Annotated in this window: 16 protein-coding genes; 10 read left to right on the top strand and 6 right to left on the bottom strand. The window is 64.9% G+C overall.

Going from position 1 to position 18,745, the window contains the following annotated elements; translation table 11 throughout:
* Window positions 1-5: 5 nt before the first annotated feature.
* From QSV36_RS20535 to gatC, 5 genes are all read right to left on the bottom strand, one after another.
* Window positions 6-1,046: a calcium/sodium antiporter gene (locus QSV36_RS20535; RefSeq protein ID WP_289134244.1), complete on the bottom strand. Its 1,041-nt coding sequence runs from the start codon at window positions 1,044-1,046 to the stop codon at window positions 6-8.
* A 60-nt stretch (window positions 1,047-1,106) separates the two neighbouring features.
* On the bottom strand, window positions 1,107-1,481 hold the full coding sequence (locus QSV36_RS20540) for a septal ring lytic transglycosylase RlpA family protein (protein WP_289133939.1): 375 nt from the start codon (window positions 1,479-1,481) through the stop codon (window positions 1,107-1,109).
* A 143-nt stretch (window positions 1,482-1,624) separates the two neighbouring features.
* Window positions 1,625-3,070: an Asp-tRNA(Asn)/Glu-tRNA(Gln) amidotransferase subunit GatB gene (gene gatB, locus QSV36_RS20545; RefSeq protein WP_263975016.1), complete on the bottom strand. Its 1,446-nt coding sequence runs from the start codon at window positions 3,068-3,070 to the stop codon at window positions 1,625-1,627.
* Window positions 3,071-3,081: 11 nt separating this feature from the next.
* Window positions 3,082-4,533 carry an Asp-tRNA(Asn)/Glu-tRNA(Gln) amidotransferase subunit GatA gene (gatA, locus tag QSV36_RS20550; RefSeq protein WP_289133940.1) on the bottom strand — a complete coding sequence of 484 codons (1,452 nt, stop codon included), beginning with the start codon at window positions 4,531-4,533 and terminating at the stop codon, window positions 3,082-3,084.
* Window positions 4,534-4,548: 15 nt separating this feature from the next.
* The gene (gene gatC / locus QSV36_RS20555; protein ID WP_003255165.1) at window positions 4,549-4,836 is read right to left on the bottom strand and encodes an Asp-tRNA(Asn)/Glu-tRNA(Gln) amidotransferase subunit GatC; all 288 of its coding nucleotides are present in this window, start codon (window positions 4,834-4,836) and stop codon (window positions 4,549-4,551) included.
* A 205-nt stretch (window positions 4,837-5,041) separates the two neighbouring features.
* Here gatC and mreB point away from each other — a divergent pair, with 205 nt between their 5' ends.
* From mreB to tldD, 8 genes are all read left to right on the top strand, one after another.
* Window positions 5,042-6,079: a rod shape-determining protein MreB gene (gene mreB, locus QSV36_RS20560; protein WP_003255163.1), complete on the top strand. Its 1,038-nt coding sequence runs from the start codon at window positions 5,042-5,044 to the stop codon at window positions 6,077-6,079.
* Window positions 6,080-6,275: 196 nt separating this feature from the next.
* Entirely contained in the window at window positions 6,276-7,292 is a 1,017-nt protein-coding gene (gene mreC / locus QSV36_RS20565; protein ID WP_502945726.1) for a rod shape-determining protein MreC, read from the top strand.
* Complete coding sequence (gene mreD, locus QSV36_RS20570; protein ID WP_289133942.1) at window positions 7,292-7,780, top strand: rod shape-determining protein MreD; 489 nt, start codon at window positions 7,292-7,294, stop codon at window positions 7,778-7,780. The genes mreC and mreD overlap by 1 nt, the downstream gene beginning before the upstream one ends.
* A 33-nt stretch (window positions 7,781-7,813) precedes the next feature.
* Entirely contained in the window at window positions 7,814-8,425 is a 612-nt protein-coding gene (locus QSV36_RS20575) for a Maf family protein (RefSeq protein ID WP_289133944.1), read from the top strand.
* A gap of 54 nt (window positions 8,426-8,479) precedes the next feature.
* A complete protein-coding gene (rng, locus tag QSV36_RS20580; RefSeq protein ID WP_289133946.1) occupies window positions 8,480-9,937 on the top strand; it encodes a ribonuclease G in 1,458 nt (485 codons plus the stop codon).
* 88 nt (window positions 9,938-10,025) lie between these two features.
* Complete coding sequence (locus tag QSV36_RS20585) at window positions 10,026-13,853, top strand: YhdP family protein (RefSeq protein ID WP_289133948.1); 3,828 nt, start codon at window positions 10,026-10,028, stop codon at window positions 13,851-13,853.
* Complete coding sequence (locus QSV36_RS20590) at window positions 13,850-14,701, top strand: carbon-nitrogen hydrolase family protein (protein ID WP_289133949.1); 852 nt, start codon at window positions 13,850-13,852, stop codon at window positions 14,699-14,701. The genes QSV36_RS20585 and QSV36_RS20590 overlap by 4 nt, the downstream gene beginning before the upstream one ends.
* Before the next feature lie 2 nt (window positions 14,702-14,703).
* On the top strand, window positions 14,704-16,143 hold the full coding sequence (gene tldD, locus QSV36_RS20595; RefSeq protein WP_225780534.1) for a metalloprotease TldD: 1,440 nt from the start codon (window positions 14,704-14,706) through the stop codon (window positions 16,141-16,143).
* Between the two features lie 114 nt (window positions 16,144-16,257).
* Here tldD and yjgA read toward each other — a convergent pair whose 3' ends face one another.
* Window positions 16,258-16,779: a ribosome biogenesis factor YjgA gene (gene yjgA, locus QSV36_RS20600; protein WP_003255152.1), complete on the bottom strand. Its 522-nt coding sequence runs from the start codon at window positions 16,777-16,779 to the stop codon at window positions 16,258-16,260.
* Window positions 16,780-16,887: 108 nt separating this feature from the next.
* On the opposite strand from yjgA, the gene pmbA reads away from it, so the two are divergent.
* Both pmbA and QSV36_RS20610 read left to right on the top strand, forming a co-directional pair.
* The gene (gene pmbA / locus QSV36_RS20605; RefSeq protein WP_289133951.1) at window positions 16,888-18,234 is read left to right on the top strand and encodes a metalloprotease PmbA; all 1,347 of its coding nucleotides are present in this window, start codon (window positions 16,888-16,890) and stop codon (window positions 18,232-18,234) included.
* A gap of 116 nt (window positions 18,235-18,350) precedes the next feature.
* Window positions 18,351-18,743 (top strand): FagA protein, encoded by a 393-nt coding sequence (locus QSV36_RS20610; protein ID WP_289133953.1) that lies wholly within the window; start codon window positions 18,351-18,353, stop codon window positions 18,741-18,743.
* Window positions 18,744-18,745: the final 2 nt, after the last annotated feature.

Genomic DNA, 18,745 nt, shown 5'->3' on the forward strand with positions numbered 1-18,745 from the left:
TTTCCTTAGTGTTGGCGGCGCCAGGCACGCACGGTGGTGTACAGCAATACCACGGCGAGCACCGGCAGTACGTAGAACATCAGCCGCTCCAGGCGGCCGGCCAGCGGCAGGCCCATGGTAAACGCCGCCACATGCAGGCCATAGGCCAGGTACAGGCAGAGGAATACCAGGCCCTCGGCGCGGGTGATGCGGTAACCGGAATAGAACACCGGCAGGCTCAGCGCGGCAACGCCGAGCATCACCGGCAGGTCGAAGGCCAGGGCGTTGGGTGAAATCGACAGCGGTTCGGGAGTAACCAGTGCGGTAAGGCCCAGTACGGCCAGCAGGTTGAACAGGTTGCTGCCGATCACCGTACCCACGGCGATTTCCCGTTCCCCGCGCAGGGCGGCGATCAGCGCGGCGGCCAGTTCCGGCAACGAGGTGCAGATGGCGACCACGGTCAGGCCGATGATGCGCTCGGACAGGCCGAGGTCGGTGGCCACTTCCACGGCGGCTTCCAGCAGCAGGTGGCCGGCCAGGCTCAGCAGGCCCAGGCCTGCCAGCACCTGCAGCAGCGTGCCTGACCAGAAGCGCCCGGCGCTGGCGACCATGGTGGCCGGGGCAGGGTAGGTGCGCGCGTAGTGGCGGGACTGATGCCAAAGCGTCGCCAGGTAGCCGGCCAGGCCCACCAGCAACAATGCCCCTTCGGTCCGGCCCAGGTGGCCGTTGGCGGACAGCCCGTAGACCAGCCCGCTGGCTGCGATCATCAGTGGAATGTCCAGGCGTACCAGCTGCCGCGACACCCGCAGCGGAATGATCAGCGCAGCCAGGCCGAGAATGACCAGCACGTTGAAGATGTTGCTGCCGATCACGCTGCCCACGGCCACATCCGGCGCCCCCTGGTAGGCGGCCTGCAGGCTCACCGTCAGTTGCGGCGCGGTACTGCCGAAGGCGACCAGGCTCAGGCCGATGATCAGTGGGCGTACGTGCAGGCGCTGGGCCAGGCGCAAGGCTGCGCGTACCAGCAGTTCGGCGCCAGCCACCAGCAACAGCAGGGCAATGCCCAGTTGCAGAAGGCTGAAGGTAGCAAGGGTGGCCAAGTCGAAAATGGTCGGACTCCTGTCGCGTCAGTCGCTAAGCCCTTGTACTCGCACCCGCGCGGTTCCGCTACGGATCATGCCGATTTTTTCCGCCGCAGCACGTGACAGGTCGATGAGGCGGCCACGGGTATGCGGCCCACGGTCGTTGATACGCACTACCACGCTGCGCTGGTTGGCGGTGTTGGTAACCAGCACGCGAGTGCCGAAGGGCAGGCTGCGGTGGGCGGCAGTGAGGCCGTTCTGGTTGAACGGTTCGCCGCTGGCGGTGCGTTTGCCGTGGTGGCGCGAGCCGTAGTAGGAGGCGGTGCCCGTCTGGTCGTAGCCGCGCGGGTCAATGTCATGGCTGGCGCAGCCGGCCAGCAGGGAGAAGAGGGCGAGGGTGCTCAGGGATCGCTTTAGCAATTCGAATGCTCCGGTGCGGCCATTCGCGGCTAAAGCCGCTCCCACAGGTACGGCGCTGCACTGGCGAGCGGCGCTGTACCTGTGGGAGCGGCTTTAGCCGCGAACGAGGGCAAAGCCCTCGCAGGACTACAGAGGTAAAACAATCACCCTTCGAGCTTGGCCTTGAGCAATTGGTTCACCTGCCCGGGGTTGGCCTTGCCTTTGGAAGCTTTCATCGCCTGGCCGACGAAGAAGCCGAACATCTTGCCACGCTTGGCCTCGTCGGCGGCGCGGTACTGTTCGACCTGCTCGGCGTTGGCCGCCAGCACTTCGTCGAGCATCTTGTCGATCGCACCGGTATCGGTGACCTGCTTAAGGCCTTTGCTGTCGATGATGCTGTCAGCATCTCCTTCACCGGCGGCCATGGCCTCGAACACGGTCTTGGCGATCTTGCCGCTGATGGTATTGTCGCGGATACGCAACAGCATGCCACCCAGTTGCGCGGCGCTGACCGGTGCCTGGTCGATCTCGATGCCCAGCTTGTTCAGCAGGCTGCCCAGCTCGACCATGACCCAGTTTGCAGCCAACTTGGCGTCGCCACCAATCTTCACCACTTCTTCGAAGTAGTCTGCCTGTTCGCGGCTGGATGCCAGCACATTGGCGTCGTAGGCCGACAGGCCGTACTGCTTCTGGAAGCGCTCGACCTTTTGCGTCGGCAGCTCTGGCAGGCCGGCGCGGACAGTTTCCAGGAAGCTGTCCTCGATCACCACCGGTAGCAGGTCCGGGTCGGGGAAGTAACGGTAGTCGTTGGCTTCCTCCTTGCTGCGCATGGAGCGTGTCTCGTCCTTGTTCGGGTCGTACAGGCGGGTTTCCTGAACCACCTTGCCGCCGTCCTCGATCAGGTCGATCTGGCGCTGGATCTCGCTGTTGATCGCGCGCTCGATGAAGCGGAACGAGTTGACGTTCTTGATCTCGCAGCGGGTGCCGAATTCGGCCTGGCCTTTCGGCCGGATCGACACGTTGCAGTCGCAACGCAGCGAGCCTTCGGCCATGTTGCCGTCGCAGATGCCCAGGTACCGCACCAGCGCGTGGATTGCCTTGACGTAGGCCACGGCTTCCTTGGCGCTGCGCATGTCCGGCTCGGAAACGATCTCCAGCAGCGGGGTGCCGGCACGGTTGAGGTCGATGCCGGTGGAGCCGCTGAAGTCTTCGTGCAGGCTCTTGCCGGCGTCTTCTTCCAGGTGCGCACGGGTTACCCCGATGCGCTTGATGGTGCCGTCTTCCAGGGCGATGTCGAGGTGGCCCTTGCCGACGATCGGCAGGTCCATCTGGCTGATCTGGTAGCCCTTGGGCAGGTCGGGGTAGAAGTAGTTCTTGCGCGCGAACACGTTGCGCTTGCCGATTTCGGCATCGATGGCCAGGCCGAACATGCACGCCATGCGCACGGCTTCCTGGTTCAGCACCGGCAGTACGCCGGGCATGCCCAAGTCAACCAGGCTGGCCTGGGTGTTCGGTTCGGAACCGAAGGTGGTGGCGCTGCCGGAGAAGATCTTCGACTGGGTGGCGAGCTGAGTGTGGATTTCCAGCCCGATCACAACTTCCCATTGCATGTGTGAATTCCTCAGAAGCCGTTGGGGGCGCGGGTGTGCCAGTCGGTCACTTGCTGGTAGCGGTGCGCGACATTGAGCAGGCGGCCTTCCTGGAAGTACGGCGCCAGCAGTTGCACGCCGACCGGCAGGCCGTCGACGAAGCCGGCTGGCATCGACAGGCCCGGCAGGCCTGCCAGGTTGGCGGTGATGGTGTAGACGTCTTCCAGATAGGCGGCGACCGGGTCGCTGCTCTTGGCGCCGAGCTTCCAGGCCGGGTTTGGCGTGGTCGGGCCGAGGATCAGGTCGACGTCGTTGAACGCGGCCATGAAGTCGTTCTTGATCAGGCGGCGGACCTGCTGCGCCTTCACGTAATAGGCATCGTAGTAGCCAGCCGACAAAGCATAGGTACCGACCATGATGCGGCGCTGCACTTCGATGCCGAAGCCTTCGCCACGGGAACGCTTGTACAGGTCGGTCAGGTCTTTCGGGTTTTCGCAGCGGTAGCCAAAGCGCACGCCGTCGAAACGCGACAGGTTGGACGAGGCTTCAGCCGGGGCGATCACGTAGTAGGCCGGAATGGCGTGCTGCATGTTCGGCAGGCTGATTTCCCTGACCACCGCGCCGAGCTTTTCCAGCTCCTTGACGCTGGCCTGGACCAGGTCGGCGATGCGCGGGTCGAGGCCGGCACCGAAGTATTCCTTCGGCAGACCGATACGCAGGCCCTGCAGCGAGGCGTTGAGGCTGGCGCTGTAGTCCGGCACCGGCTCCTCGATGCTGGTGGAATCCTTGGCGTCGAAGCCGGCCATGCCTTGCAGCAACAGGGCGCAGTCTTCGGCGGTGCGTGCCAGCGGGCCGCCCTGGTCGAGGCTGGAGGCGTAGGCGATCATGCCCCAGCGCGATACGCGACCGTAGGTCGGCTTGAGGCCGGTGAGGTTGGTCAGCGCTGCCGGCTGGCGGATCGAACCGCCGGTGTCGGTGCCGGTGGTGGCCGGCAGCAGGCGCGCGGCCACGGCTGCGGCCGAACCGCCCGACGAGCCGCCGGGGACGTGCTCGAGGTTCCACGGGTTCTTCACCGCGCCGTAGTGGCTGGACTCGTTGGCCGAGCCCATGGCGAACTCGTCCATGTTGGTCTTGCCCAGGGTGACCATGCCGGCTTCGGCCAGCTTGGCGACCACGGTGGCGTCATACGGCGCCTTGAAGTTGTCGAGCATCTTCGAGCCGCAGCTGGTGCGTACGCCGTTGGTGCAGAACAGGTCCTTGTGGGCGATCGGGGCACCCAGCAGCGCACCGCTTTCGCCGGCGGCGCGACGGGCGTCGGCAGCACGCGCCTGGCCCAGGGCCAGGTCTTCGGTGACGCTGATGAAGCTGTTGATCTGCGGGTCGAGCTGCTTGATGCGCGCCAGCAGGGCGCCGGTCAGCTCTTCGGAGGAAAACGACTTGTCGGCGAGTCCGCGGGCGATCTCGGCCAGGGTCAGTTGATGCATGGCAGGCTCTATCCCTTACTCGATGACTTTGGGTACCAGGTACAGACCGCTTTCGGTCGATGGCGCGATGGCCTGGTAGGCGTCGCGCTGGTTGCTCTCGGTGACCTGGTCGGGGCGCAGGCGCTGACTGGCCTCCAGGGGGTGGGCGAGGGGCTCGATACCTGTGGTATCGACCGCTTGCATCTGGTCGACCAGCCCGAGAATGCTGTTGAGGGCGTCGGTAATTCGTGGCAGTTCGCCATCATTCAGCCCCAGACGGGCCAGATGGGCGATCTTTTCCACGTCGCAGCGTTCAAGCGCCATGGGGATCTCCAGGGGAAACAAAGAACGGAATTTGGGTCCGCAGTGAGGAACATGTCAGCTTTCTGGCGGTCTATCGGCCGCGATCATCTGCTGGCTTGCTCGGAAAAACAGCCAATTTAACATATTGGCTCCTTGCCCAAAATCCCTGCCATTGTTAGAGTTTGCCGCACTTTTTTACCCACGCTTTCCCCAGGGTCACTTTCCCATGTTCAAGAAACTGCGTGGCATGTTTTCCAGCGATCTGTCCATCGACCTGGGTACTGCCAACACCCTTATTTACGTGCGTGAGCGCGGTATCGTCCTGAATGAGCCCTCGGTTGTTGCCATCCGTACCCATGGCAACCAGAAAAGCGTCGTCGCCGTCGGTACCGAAGCCAAGCGCATGCTGGGCCGTACGCCTGGCAACATCGCTGCCATTCGTCCGATGAAGGACGGCGTCATCGCCGACTTCAGCGTTTGCGAAAAAATGTTGCAGTATTTCATCAACAAGGTTCACGAGAACAGCTTCCTGCAGCCGAGCCCGCGCGTGCTGATCTGCGTGCCGTGCAAGTCGACCCAGGTGGAGCGCCGCGCCATTCGCGAGTCGGCCCTGGGTGCCGGTGCCCGTGAAGTGTTCCTGATCGAAGAGCCGATGGCCGCCGCCATCGGTGCCGGGCTGCCGGTTGAAGAGGCCCGCGGTTCGATGGTCGTCGACATCGGTGGCGGCACCACCGAAATCGCCCTGATCTCGCTGAACGGCGTGGTCTATGCCGAGTCCGTCCGCGTTGGCGGCGACCGCTTCGACGAAGCCATCGTCACCTACGTGCGCCGCAACTACGGCAGCCTGATCGGCGAATCCACCGCCGAGCGCATCAAGCAGGAAATCGGTACCGCCTACCCGGGCGGCGAAGTGCGCGAAGTCGATGTCCGTGGCCGCAACCTGGCCGAAGGCGTCCCGCGTGCCTTCACCCTGAATTCCAACGAAGTGCTCGAAGCACTGCAGGAATCCCTGGCGACCATCGTCCAGGCAGTCAAGAGCGCCCTGGAGCAATCGCCGCCGGAGTTGGCCTCGGATATCGCCGAGCGGGGCCTGGTGCTGACCGGTGGCGGCGCGCTGCTGCGTGACCTGGACAAACTGCTGGCCCAGGAAACCGGCCTGCCGGTCATCGTCGCCGAGGACCCGCTGACCTGCGTTGCCCGTGGCGGCGGTCGCGCCCTGGAAATGATGGACAAGCACGCGATGGACCTGCTCTCCAGCGAGTGATTCCGCTCGCTGTTCATGAGCGCCCGGTTTACAGGTAGCACGCACAGTGCTACCTGTATGTGCTGGGCTGGCGCCCTTGTCGGGCGCCGTATCCATCAACCCGCAACCAGGCTGGTGCGTTGTCCCATGTCCAATGACCTCCTGAGTCGTCCACGAGGAACGGCCCATTAAACCGCTTTTCTCCAAGGGCCCTTCGCTGGGCGTTCGCCTGCTCGTTCTGGTGGTGCTGTCGGTCGCGTTGATGGTGGTCGACGCGCGCTTCGACGTGCTCAAGCCGGTGCGCAGCCAGATGGGCCTGGTGCTCATGGAATCGTACTGGATCACCGACCTGCCGCAGCGTGCCTGGCAAGGTGTGGCCGGCCAGTTCGGCAGCCGCACCGAACTGATCGCGGAAAACGAAAAGCTCAAGACCGAAGCCCTGCTGCTGCAAGGGCGCCTGCAGAAACTGGCGGCCCTGACCGAGCAGAACGTGCGCCTGCGCGAGCTGCTCAACTCGTCGGCGCTGGTCAACGAAAAGGTCGAAGTGGCCGAGCTGATCGGGGTCGACCCCAACCCCTTCACCCACCGCATCCTGATCAACAAGGGCGAGCGTGATGGCGTGTTCCTTGGCCAGCCGGTGCTCGATGCTCGCGGCCTGATGGGCCAGGTGGTCGAGTTGATGCCCTATACCTCGCGGGTGCTGTTGCTGACCGATACCACCCACAGTATCCCGGTGCAGGTCAACCGCAACGGCCTGCGCGCGATCGCCAGTGGTACCGGTAACCCGGAGCGCCTGGAACTGCGCCACGTGGCCGATACCGCCGACATCAAGGAAGGCGACCTGCTGGTCAGTTCCGGCATGGGCCAACGGTTCCCCGCCGGCTATCCGGTCGCCACGGTCAACGAAGTGATCCACGATTCTGGCCAGCCGTTCGCCATCGTGCGTGCCATCCCGACTGCCGCGCTCAACCGCAGCCGCTACATGCTGCTGGTGTTCAGTGACCGGCGCAGCCCGGAGCAGCGTGCCACCGATGCTGCCATCGCCCAGGAAGAAGCTGACCGCAAGGGCGCCTCGGCACCTGGCCAGCCGGCACCGGCAAACGGGCAAGGGGTACCAGCCGCTGGCACACCGGCGACATCAGCGGCCCCGGCAACTCCGACAGCGCCGCCAGCCGCCCCGGCAGCCGCACCCGTCACACCGGCTGCCGCACCAGCTCACACTCGGAGGCAATGATGGCTGTATCGCGCCGCAACCACGGCTGGGTCATCTGGCTGACATTTGCCCTTGGCCTGCTGCTCAGCGTCTCGCCCATGCCTCAGTTCATGGAAGTGTTCCGGCCCATGTGGCTGGCCTTGCTGGTGTCGTTCTGGACCCTCGCCGTACCGGGCAAGGTCGGCATGACCACGGCGTTCTTACTGGGCCTGGCCGAGGACGTGCTGTATGGCACCCTGCTCGGGCAGAATGCGCTGATCCTCACCCTCATCACCTTCCTGGTGCTGTCTTTGCAACAGCGCCTGCGCATGTTCCCCATGTGGCAACAGAGCCTGGTGATCCTGGTGATCTTCGGCATCGCCCAGCTGATCCAGCTGTGGCTCAGCGCGTTGACCGGCAATCGCCTGCCCACCCTGGCGCTGGTCTGGTCGGCGGTGATCAGTGCCTTGCTCTGGCCATGGATCAGCTTTGCCCTTCGCGACCTGCGCCGACGCTTGCATATCAACTGACGGCGCCGCCGCAACCGACAGGGAGTTGTCTGCATGATCCCGCTATTCCTGGCTTCCGGCTCGCCCCGTCGTCGCGAACTGCTGACCCAGATCGGCGTGCCGTTCAGCGTCGTCAGTGCCCCTATCGATGAAACCCCGCTTGCCGGCGAAAGCGCCCCGGCCTATGTCGAGCGCCTGGCGCGGGCCAAAGCTACGGCCGGCCTGGCCAGCATCGCGGGCCCGGCGGTGGTGCTCGGGGCAGATACCGCCGTAGTGCTCGATGGCCGCATCCTCGGCAAGCCAGAAAGCCGCGAAGAGGCATTGGCCATGCTGGCCAGCCTGTCGGGCCGCGAGCATCAGGTGCTGACCGCTGTCGCCCTAGGCGATTGCCAGCGCATGCACAGCCTGTACGTGGCCAGCACGGTGCGTTTCCGCGCGATCAGCGCCGATGAAGCGCAACGCTACTGGGCCAGCGGCGAACCGGTGGACAAGGCCGGCGGCTATGCCATCCAGGGCCTGGGCGCGGTATTCGTCACCGGCCTTTCCGGCAGCTATTCGGCGGTGGTCGGCTTGCCCCTCAGTGAAACGGCCGACCTGCTCGGCCAATTCGGCATCGCCTGCTGGCAATCCATCGCGCATTCGCCAGAGGTAACAAACCCGCGGTAGCCAGCACTGCATACGCCGTCCATCATTACCAAAGACCTTTGACGAGAGCCTGCCATGAGTGAAGAGATCCTGATCAACATCACCCCGATGGAGTCACGCGTGGCGGTGGTGGAAAACGGGGTGCTGCAGGAAGTACACGTCGAGCGTACCCAGCGCCGGGGCATCGTCGGCAATATCTACAAAGGCAAGGTGGTGCGCGTACTGCCAGGCATGCAGGCGGCGTTCGTCGACATTGGCCTGGAGCGTGCGGCGTTCATCCACGCCTCGGAAATCTCCCAGCGCGAAGGTTCGGCGGTGGAGAACATCACCGCCCTGGTGCACGAAGGCCAGGCCCTCGTGGTACAGGTGACCAAGGACCCGATCGGTACCAAGGGCGCACGGCTTACCACCCAGCTGTCGATCCCGTCGCGCTACCTGGTATACATGCCGCGCAGCAGCCATGTCGGCATTTCCCTGAAGATCGAAGACGAAACCGAGCGCGAGCGCCTCAAGCAGGTGGTCAGCGACTGCATGGACAGCGAGAACATCAAGGACGCCGGTGGCTTCATCCTGCGCACCGCTGCCGAAGGTGCGCGCGCTGAAGAAATCCTGCAGGACATCCGCTACCTGCGCCGCCTGTGGGAGCAGATCGGCACGCAGATCAAGACCTGCGGCGCGCCCACGGTCATCTACGAAGACCTGGGCCTGGCCCTGCGTACCCTGCGCGACCTGGTCAACCCGAAGATCGAGAAGATCCGCATCGACTCGCGGGAAACGTTCCAGAAGACCACGCAGTTCGTTGGCGAGCTGATGCCGGAGATCGCCGATCGCCTCGAACACTACCCGGGTGAACGCCCGATCTTCGACCTGTACGGCGTCGAGGACGAAATCCAGCGCGCCCTGGAACGCAAGGTGCCACTCAAGTCGGGTGGCTACCTGGTGGTCGATCCGGCCGAAGCGATGACGACCATTGACGTCAACACCGGTGCCTTCGTTGGCCATCGCAACCTTGAGGAGACCATCTTCAAGACCAACCTCGAGGCCGCTACCGCCATCGCCCGCCAGCTGCGCCTGCGCAACATCGGCGGCATCATCATCATCGACTTCATCGACATGGAAGACGAGGAGCATCAGCGCCAGGTGCTGCGCACCCTGGAAAAACAGCTGGAGCGTGATCACGCCAAGACCAACATCATCGGCATCACCGAGCTGGGGCTGGTGCAGATGACACGCAAGCGCACCCGCGAAAGCCTCGAGCAGGTGCTGTGCGAGCCCTGCCTGGCTTGCCAGGGCCGCGGCAAGCTGAAAACCCCGGAAACCATCTGCTACGAGATATTCCGCGAGATCCTGCGCGAGGCCCGGGCCTACCAGGCCGAAGGCTACCGCGTGCTGGCCAACCAGAAGGTGGTCGACCGGCTGCTGGATGAAGAGTCCGGCAACGTGGCCGAGCTGGAGGCCTTCATCGGCCGAACCATTCGCTTCCAGGTCGAGTCGATGTATTCGCAGGAACAATACGATGTGGTGCTGCTCTGAGTCCTTCTGAAATGCGCCGCGGGTGGGCCTGCGTGGCCCAACCGGTACTACCGGCAATCATCGCCAAACGACCTGGAGGGCCCTGGCCATGGGACGTCTGAACCGCGTTCTGGTCGCCCTGACCCGCTGGGGGCTGGGCATCTGCGCCCTGCTGGCAGTATTGGTGGCGCTGTATGTCAGCCTTGGCCGCGAGCTGGTGCCATTGGTGGCCGAGTACCGTGCCGATGTGGAAAGCAAGGCTGAGCAGGCCCTGGGCCTGCCGGTGCACGTAGGTGGCCTGGAAGGCCGCTGGAGCGGGCTGGCGCCAGTGTTGCAGGTGCGCGACCTGCAACTGGGCGAAGGCGGCACGGCCCTGCGTCTGGACGATGTCAAGGTAGTCCCTGACATCTGGGCCAGCCTGAGCGCACGCGAGGTGCGCCTGGCACGCATACAGCTGGGCGGCCTGCAATTGATCCTGCGCGAGAACGAGCAAGGCCAATGGGCGCTTGAAGGCCTGCCGAAGAAGGACGATGCACCGCTCGACCCCGCCGAGCTGTTGCAGCGCCTGCGCCAGCTCGGCCGCATCGATGTGTTGGACAGCCAGGTCACCCTGCACCCGTGGCAGCGCGACCCTCTGACCCTCACCTATGTCAGTGCCGGCCTGCAGGCCGGTGCTTCGCGCCAGGCCCTGGACCTGCGCGCGACCTTGCCCGATGGCCAGCCCTTGGCGCTGAACCTGCGCAGCCGGGCCTCGGCCAGTGCCTGGCGCGACGGCCAGATCGAAGCCTACCTCAGCTTGCCGCAGAGCGACTGGGCGCGTTGGCTGCCGCCACAGCTGCTGGGCCAATGGCATGCCGACGCCTTGCGGGCGGGGGGCGAGTTCTGGGTGGACTGGCAAGCCGGGCAGTTGCAACAGGCCGTGGTGCGCCTCAATGCTCCGGCGCTGCAGGGCGCTTATGCCGGGCGCCAGGCGGCCAAGCTGAACAACCTGGCCGTGGGGGCCTGGTTCCAGCGCCGTGAGCAAGGCTTCGACGTGGTGCTCGATTCGCTGGCCATGGATATTGGCAAGACCCGTTGGGAATCGCACCTGCAATTGCAGCAACGCCCTGGCGACAATCCTGCCGAGGAAAGCTGGCGGTTGCAGGCCGACCGCCTCGACCTCACGCCGCTGACCCCGTTGATCGATGCCCTGGCGCCACTGCCGGACAAGGTCATGGCGGTGGTCGATGGCCTGAAGGTGACCGGCGCGCTGCGCAATGTGCGTCTGGAGGCCCGGCCCAAGGCCGAGGGAGACCAGCGTCTGCAGTTCGAAGCCAACCTGGACAAGGTCGGCTTCGACGCCTATCACAATGCCCCGGCTGCCGGTAATGTCAGCGGCAGCATCAGCGGTGACCTGGGTCACGGTGAGCTGCGCCTGGATACCGATGCGTTCATGCTGCATCTGTACCCGATATTCGCCAAACCCTGGCACTACCAGAAGGCCAATGCGCGCCTGACCTGGACCCTCGACCAGCAAGGTTTCACCCTGGTCGCGCCTTACCTCAAGGTGCTGGGCGAGGAAGGCAAGATCGCCGGTGACTTCCTGATCCGCCTGTTGTTCGAGGAAGGGCGCGAGGACTACATGGACCTGCGTGTCGGCCTGACCGAAGGCGATGGCCGCTACACCGCCAAGTACCTGCCCGAGGTACTCAGCCCGGCACTCGACGAATGGTTGCGCAGTGCAATCGTCAAGGGCACGGTGGACGAAGGCTACTTCCAGTACCAGGGTTCGCTGAACCATGGCGCGGCGGCGGAAGCGCGCAGCATCAGCCTGTTCTTCAAGGTGCGTGATGCGGCGCTGGACTTCCAGCCCGGCTGGCCGCAGGTGCAGCACGTGGATGGCGATGTGCTGATCGAGGACAGCGGGGTACGTATCAAGGCCCAGCGTGGGGTACTGCTCGATACCAACGTCAGTGATGTGAGCGTCGATATCCCGCATGCCGAGGCGGGCCAGCCCAGCCACCTGTACCTCGATGGCACCTTCGATGGCAGCCTCGGCGATGGCCTGAAGATTCTCAAGGAAGCGCCTATCGGCACCGGCGAAATGTTCGCCGGCTGGGAGGGCGAGGGGCCACTCCAGGGCAAGGTCAGGCTCGACATCCCGCTGGCTCATGGGCAGCGGCCAAAAGTGCAGGTGGACTTTGCCACTCACAATGCACAGCTGAAAGTGGCGCCACCAACCCTGGAGCTGAGCAACCTGAAGGGCGACTTCAGCTTCGATTTCGACAAGGGCCTGAGCGGCAAGGGCATCAGCCTGCAGGCTTTCGGCAAACCGGTGACGGCGCAGATCAGCGCCGAAGGCCAGCCCGGGCAGATGCAGACCCGCATCAACGCCAATGGCCAGGTGTCGCTCAAGGCGCTGACCGACTGGTTGCAGTTCAAGCAGGCCTTGCCGGCCTCAGGCGAACTGCCGTACCAGTTGCAGCTGAGCCTGGGTAGCCGGGACAACCGCCTGAACGTCAACTCCAGCCTCAAGGGCGTGGCCATCGACTTGCCAGCACCGTTCGGCAAAGCTGCAGCCGAAACCCGTGACAGCCGGTTCAGCATGACGTTGCAGGGGCCGGAACGGCGCTTCGATGCCGCATACGTCGACCTTGCCCGCTTTGCCTACGCTGCGCCGGCCGACAAGCTGGCCCAGGGCCGTGGCGAGCTTCTGCTGGGCACCGGCGATGCGCAGCTGCCGGCTGGCCAAGGCCTGCGTGTGCGCGGCCGCCTGGAGACGCTGGACCTGGCGCCCTGGCAGGAACAGTCCGCGCGCCTGGCTGGCGGCGACCCGGGTGGCAGCGCGCGGCAGAATCTGCAGGGGGTCGACCTGAGCATCGGCCAGTTGAAGGCGTTCGGCATGGACCTGAACCAGGCCGTGGTACGCTTGGCCCGCAGCGGCCCGGCGTGGGACCTGCGGCTGGACAGCAAGGAAGTCATCGGTAATGCCCGGTTGCCGGATGCCAAGGGTGCGCCACTGGTGGTGCGCATGCAGACCTTGCGCCTGCCGGCTGCCAGCGCTGCCGAACAGCAGGCGGAAGAAGGGCCGGACCCGTTGGCCGCGTTCGACCCGCGCAAGGTCCCGGCGCTGGACCTGAGCGTCGACAAGCTGTACCGCGGTGACGACCTGTTCGGCAGCGCATCGCTCAAGTTGCGGCCGACCGCGCGTGGCGTGACCGCCAGTGACATCGACCTGGCCTTCAAAGGCTTGCATATCAACGGTGGTGGCGGCTGGGAAGGCGAACCGGGCAGCACCGGCAGCTGGTACAAGGGGCGTCTGGACGGCAAGAACCTGGCCGACGTGCTCAAGGCCTGGGGCTTTGCCCCTACCGTGACCAGCCGCGACTTCCGCCTGGATGTGGATGGCCGCTGGCCAGGTTCGCCGGCAGCCGTCGGCCTCAAGCGCTTCTCCGGCAGCATGGACGCGGCGCTGCGCACCGGCCAGTTCGTCGAGGTCGAAGGCAGTGCCCAGGCGCTGCGGGTATTCGGCCTGCTCAATTTCAACTCGATCGGGCGACGCCTGCGCCTGGACTTCTCCGACCTGTTCGACAAGGGCCTGGCCTACGACCGGGTCAAAGGCCTGCTGGTGGCCAGTGATGGTGTCTACGTGACCCGCGAGCCGATCGCGGTGACCGGCCCCTCTAGCAATTTCGAACTGGATGGTACGCTGGACATGGTCAATGATCGGGTCGACGCCAACCTGCAAGTGAGCCTGCCGGTGACCAACAACCTGCCGCTGGCAGCGCTGATTGTCGGCGCGCCAGCGGTTGGCGGGGCGCTGTTCCTGGTCGACCGGCTGATTGGTGACCGGGTGTCGCGTTTTGCCAGCGTGCACTACCGTGTCGAGGGGCCGTGGAAAGAGCCTAGAATCACATTTGTGAAACCATTCGAGAAATCCCGTCAGGAGTCTCCATGAAGGTAGCGGTCATCCAGATGGTCAGCCAGGACGATGTGCTGGCCAACCTGCAACGTGCCGGTGCCCTGCTGGAGCAGGCAGCGTCCGGCGGTACGCGCCTGGCCGTGCTGCCGGAAAACTTCGCCGCCATGGGGCGCAAGGATGCCGCCGCCATCGGCCGCGCCGAAGCGCTGGGCGAAGGGCCTATCCTGCCATGGTTGAAACGCACCGCTCGCGACCTCAGGTTATGGATTGTCGCCGGTACCTTGCCGTTGCCACCGGTCGGTCAGCCCGAGGCCAAGGCCCATGCCTGTTCGTTGCTGATCGACGAGTACGGCGAGGTGGCGGCACGCTATGACAAGCTGCACCTGTTCGATGTGGACGTCGCCGACAACCGTGGCCGCTATCGGGAGTCCGATGACTATGCCCATGGCGCCCAGGTGGTGGTAGCGGATACCCCGGTGGGGCGGCTGGGGTTGAGCGTGTGCTACGACCTGCGTTTCCCCGAACTCTACAGCGCATTGCGTGCTGCGGGTGCGGAGCTGATCACGGCGCCGGCCGCCTTCACCGCGGTAACCGGCGCGGCTCACTGGGAGGTGCTGGTGCGCGCCCGCGCCATCGAAACCCAGTGCTACCTGCTGGCGGCAGCGCAGGGCGGTACCCACCCGGGGCCACGGGAAACCCATGGCCATGCGGCGATCATCGACCCTTGGGGGCGCATCGTCGCGGAACAGGCGTACGGCGAAGCGGTACTGCTGGCCGAGCGCGACATCGACGAACAAGCGTCCATCCGGGCGCGCATGCCGGTGCTGTCGCACCGGCGCTTCTTTTCGCAGGACGCATTGCGGCCTGCGCACACCTCGGAGTGACTATGAGCCAGATGTTATCCACCGTCAGCGAACAGCTCCTGGCCCCAGGCGGCTTGACCCTGGACAGCCTGCAGAGCGTGCTGGGTGAGTTGGCCGGCCCCGGCATCGACGCCGCCGACCTGTATTTCCAGGGCCAGATCTCGGAAACCTGGGCACTGGAAGACGGCATCGTCAAAGAGGGCAGCTTCAACCTGGACCAGGGCGTGGGCGTGCGTGCCCAGTCCGGCGAAAAGACCGGTTTTGCCTACAGCAACGCGATCAACCTCGAGGCGTTGACCTCGGCGGCCCGCGCCGCCCGTTCGATTTCGCGCGCCGGGCAGGACGGCAAGGTGCAGGCCTTCCGCAGCCAGGATGTAGCCGCCCTGTACCCCGCGGACAACCCGCTGGATGTGCTCAGCCGTGCCGAGAAGGTGGAGCTGCTGAAGCGGGTCGATGCCGCTACCCGCGCCCTTGACCCGCGCATCCAACAGGTCAGCGTGAGCATGGCCGGGGTCTGGGAGCGCATCCTGGTCGCAGCGGCCGATGGCAGCCTGGCCGCCGATGTGCGCCCGCTGGTGCGCTTCAACGTCAGCGTCATCGTCGAACAGAATGGCCGCCGCGAGCGGGGCGGGCAGGGCGGTGGCGGGCGTACCGATTACCGCTTCTTCACTGAAGAACGCGTCATGGGCTATGCCCGCGAAGCGCTGCGCCAGGCCTTGGTGAACCTGGAGGCGATCCCGGCGCCGGCCGGTACCTTGCCGGTGGTGCTGGGGTCGGGCTGGTCGGGCGTGCTGCTGCACGAGGCTGTCGGCCATGGCCTGGAGGGCGACTTCAACCGCAAGGGCAGTTCGGCGTTCAGTGGCCGCATCGGCGAGAAAGTGGCGTCGAGCCTGTGCACCATCGTTGACGATGGCACCCTGGAGGGCCGCCGCGGTTCGCTGAGCGTGGATGATGAAGGCACACCGACTGAGTGCACCACGCTGATCGAGAATGGCGTGCTCAAAGGCTACATGCAGGACAAGCTGAACGCCCGCCTGATGGGCATGGCGGTGACCGGCAACGGGCGCCGGGAGTCCTACGCCCACCTGCCGATGCCACGCATGACCAACACCTACATGCGTGCTGGCGAAAGCGACCCGCAGGAAATCATCGCCTCGGTGAAAAAAGGCATCTACTGCGCCAACCTGGGCGGCGGTCAGGTGGATATCACCAGCGGCAAGTTCGTGTTCTCGACCAGTGAGGCCTACCTGATCGAAGACGGCAAGATCACCGCGCCAGTAAAAGGGGCGACCCTGATCGGTAATGGTCCGGAGGCGATGAGCCGGGTATCGATGGTTGGTAACGACCTGGCGTTGGACAGCGGAGTCGGGACGTGCGGCAAGGACGGGCAATCGGTGCCGGTCGGGGTCGGGCAGCCAACCTTGAAGCTGGATGCGATTACCGTGGGTGGTACGGGGGCGTGATGGCCTCGGGGGCCGATGTGGGAGCGGGCGAGCCCGCGAAGCAGGCGACGCGGTGCATGGCACCGGCTTCGCCGGTGTTCGCGGGCATGCCCGCTTCCACGGGGTCCCAGCCTGTCAGCGCAAGCCGCGCTGCAATTCGTCGAGGTCGCGGATGTACTTGAACACCTTGCGCGCAGCGGCAGGCGGCTTGTTCCGCGCCTTTTCGTGCTGGGCGTGGCGCACCAGCGAGCGCAACTGTTGGCGGTCGGTATCGGGGTACTCGTTGACGAAGCGTTCGAGGTCTTCGTCGTTACCGTCGATCAGCCGGTCGCGCCAGCGCTCCAGGCTGTGGAAACGCTCGTTGTACTGGCGCGTGGAGCTGTCCATCTGTTCGAGCAAGGCGTGGATCGCGTCCAGGTCCTGCACACGCATCAGCTTGCCGACGAACGACATGTGCCGTTTGCGGGCGCCGTGGGCGGTGTGCTTGCTGGCTTCGGCCAGGGCCTTGCGCAACTCGTCGGTCAACGGCAGGCGCGCCAGGGTATCGGCCTTGAGCGTGGTGAGGCGCTCGCCGAGTTCGACCAGCGCATGCAGTTCACGCTTGATCTGGGTTTTGCTTTTTTCGCCGTCGAAGGCGTCGTCGTTTGAATCAACCATGGTGGCAGTCCGCTAGAAATCGCCGCCATGATAACCAGTCGGGGGCCGCTTGTCCGGCCCGGTCGTAGAATGATCCTTGCCGAACGCAGAATTTGAGTGGAGAGAACCATGAGTGCAGTCCAGAGCGTAGGTCCCAATGACCTGCCAGCATTGCAGGAGCAGGTCGAGGCGATCATCGCCGAGGCGCGCCGCCAGGGGGCAAGTGCCTGCGAAGTGGCGGTGTCGCTGGAGCAGGGCCTGTCCACCACGGTACGCCAGCGCGAGGTCGAAACGGTCGAGTTCAATCGCGACCAAGGCTTTGGCATCACCCTGTATGTCGGCCAGCGCAAAGGCTCGGCCAGCACCTCGGCCAGTGGCCCGGAGGCAATCCGCGAAACCGTTGCCGCTGCCCTGGCGATTGCCAGACATACTTCCGAGGATACCTGTGCTGGCCTGGCCGATGCGGCCCTGATGGCGCGCGAGATCCCGGACCTTGACCTGTACCATGACTGGGATCTGGAGCCCGAGAAGGCCATCGAGATGGCGCTGGCCTGTGAGGCGGCGGCATTCGACGCCGACCCACGCATCCTCAACGCTGACGGCACCACCCTCAATACCCACCAGGGGTGCCGCGTGTATGGCAACAGCCATGGCTTCATCGGTGGCTACGCCTCGACCCGGCACAGCCTGAGCTGCGTGATGATCGCTGAAGGCGACGGGCAGATGCAGCGCGACTACTGGTACGACGTGAACCGCCAGGGCAGTTTGCTGGCCGACCCGCGTAGCATTGGTGCGCGCGCTGCCCAGCGTGCCGCCAGCCGTCTGGGGGCGCGGCCAGTGCCGACCTGCGAAGTGCCGGTGCTGTTTTCCGCCGAGCTGGCCGGCGGCCTGTTCGGCAGCTTCCTGTCGGCCATTTCCGGTGGCAACCTGTACCGCAAGTCGTCGTTCCTTGAGGGCACCCTCGGTCAACGCCTGTTCCCTACCTGGTTGACTCTCGACGAGCGCCCTCATCTTCCGCGCGCATTGGGCAGCGCAGCGTTCGATGGCGACGGCCTGGCGACCTATGCCAAGCCCTTCGTGGACAAGGGTGAGCTGGTGTCCTACCTGCTGGGTACCTATTCCGGGCGCAAGCTGGGCCTGCCAAGTACGGCCAATGCCGGCGGCGTGCACAACCTGTTCGTCAGCCATGGTGTCGAAGACCAGGCGGCGCTGATCCGGCGCATGGGCCGCGGGTTACTGGTGACCGAGCTGATGGGGCATGGCCTGAACATGGTGACGGGCGATTATTCGCGTGGTGCGGCGGGCTTCTGGGTCGAGAATGGCGAGATCCAGCATGCGGTGCAGGAAGTGACCATTGCCGGCAACATGAAGGACATGTTCCAGCAGATTGTAGCGATTGGCAGCGATCTTGAGACCCGCAGCAATATCCACACCGGCTCGGTGCTGATCGAGCGGATGACGGTGGCGGGTAGCTGATCAGCAGAAGTAAATCCAATCCCGGTCTAGAGCCGGGATTTTTGTTTCCGCACCTTTCCCTTGAAATGATACAGCCTCTCAATTAATAATGAATATCATTATCCAGTAACTCGGCGATGATGTTCATGAAACCCGTCTCCCGCGAATTGCCCTACCTGGACAACTGGCGTTGGCTCAGCCTGCGCATCCGCTGCGCGCTCGAGCCCGACGAGCCGCGCCTGATCGAGCACTACCTGGCTGAGGGCCGCTATCTGGCCTGCTGCACCGAAACCTCGCCGTGGACAGTGGCCCTGAGCGCCTTCCGCCTGCTGCTGGACACCGCCTGCGACCGCATGCTGCCGTGGCATTGGCGCTGCCAGTGCCTGGACCAGGCCTGGCGCCCGCTGCTGGACCTGCGCAACCTAGACCGCCAGGCCAACAACCAGCGGTGGCAACCTTACGCCTTGCAGCTGGCCAATTGCCGCCTGCTGCCGTCGATTTCCCCCGATGAACTGATGCAAGGATTCTGAAG

Origin of the sequence: Pseudomonas sp. BCRC 81390, from assembly GCF_030341915.1 — a bacterium.
Classification (GTDB): Bacteria; Pseudomonadota; Gammaproteobacteria; order Pseudomonadales; family Pseudomonadaceae; genus Aquipseudomonas.

Coding starts and splice junctions, on each gene's coding strand:
- gatC (WP_003255165.1), bottom strand. CDS start 4,836: ATGGCGCTTGAACGCTGCGACGTGGAAAAGATCGCCCATCTGGCCCGT.
- mreB (WP_003255163.1), top strand. CDS start 5,042: ATGTTCAAGAAACTGCGTGGCATGTTTTCCAGCGATCTGTCCATCGAC.
- QSV36_RS20590 (WP_289133949.1), top strand. CDS start 13,850: ATGAAGGTAGCGGTCATCCAGATGGTCAGCCAGGACGATGTGCTGGCC.
- gatB (WP_263975016.1), bottom strand. CDS start 3,070: ATGCAATGGGAAGTTGTGATCGGGCTGGAAATCCACACTCAGCTCGCC.
- mreD (WP_289133942.1), top strand. CDS start 7,292: ATGGCTGTATCGCGCCGCAACCACGGCTGGGTCATCTGGCTGACATTT.
- QSV36_RS20575 (WP_289133944.1), top strand. CDS start 7,814: ATGATCCCGCTATTCCTGGCTTCCGGCTCGCCCCGTCGTCGCGAACTG.
- QSV36_RS20585 (WP_289133948.1), top strand. CDS start 10,026: ATGGGACGTCTGAACCGCGTTCTGGTCGCCCTGACCCGCTGGGGGCTG.
- tldD (WP_225780534.1), top strand. CDS start 14,704: ATGAGCCAGATGTTATCCACCGTCAGCGAACAGCTCCTGGCCCCAGGC.
- yjgA (WP_003255152.1), bottom strand. CDS start 16,779: ATGGTTGATTCAAACGACGACGCCTTCGACGGCGAAAAAAGCAAAACC.
- gatA (WP_289133940.1), bottom strand. CDS start 4,533: ATGCATCAACTGACCCTGGCCGAGATCGCCCGCGGACTCGCCGACAAG.
- pmbA (WP_289133951.1), top strand. CDS start 16,888: ATGAGTGCAGTCCAGAGCGTAGGTCCCAATGACCTGCCAGCATTGCAG.
- rng (WP_289133946.1), top strand. CDS start 8,480: ATGAGTGAAGAGATCCTGATCAACATCACCCCGATGGAGTCACGCGTG.
- QSV36_RS20610 (WP_289133953.1), top strand. CDS start 18,351: ATGATGTTCATGAAACCCGTCTCCCGCGAATTGCCCTACCTGGACAAC.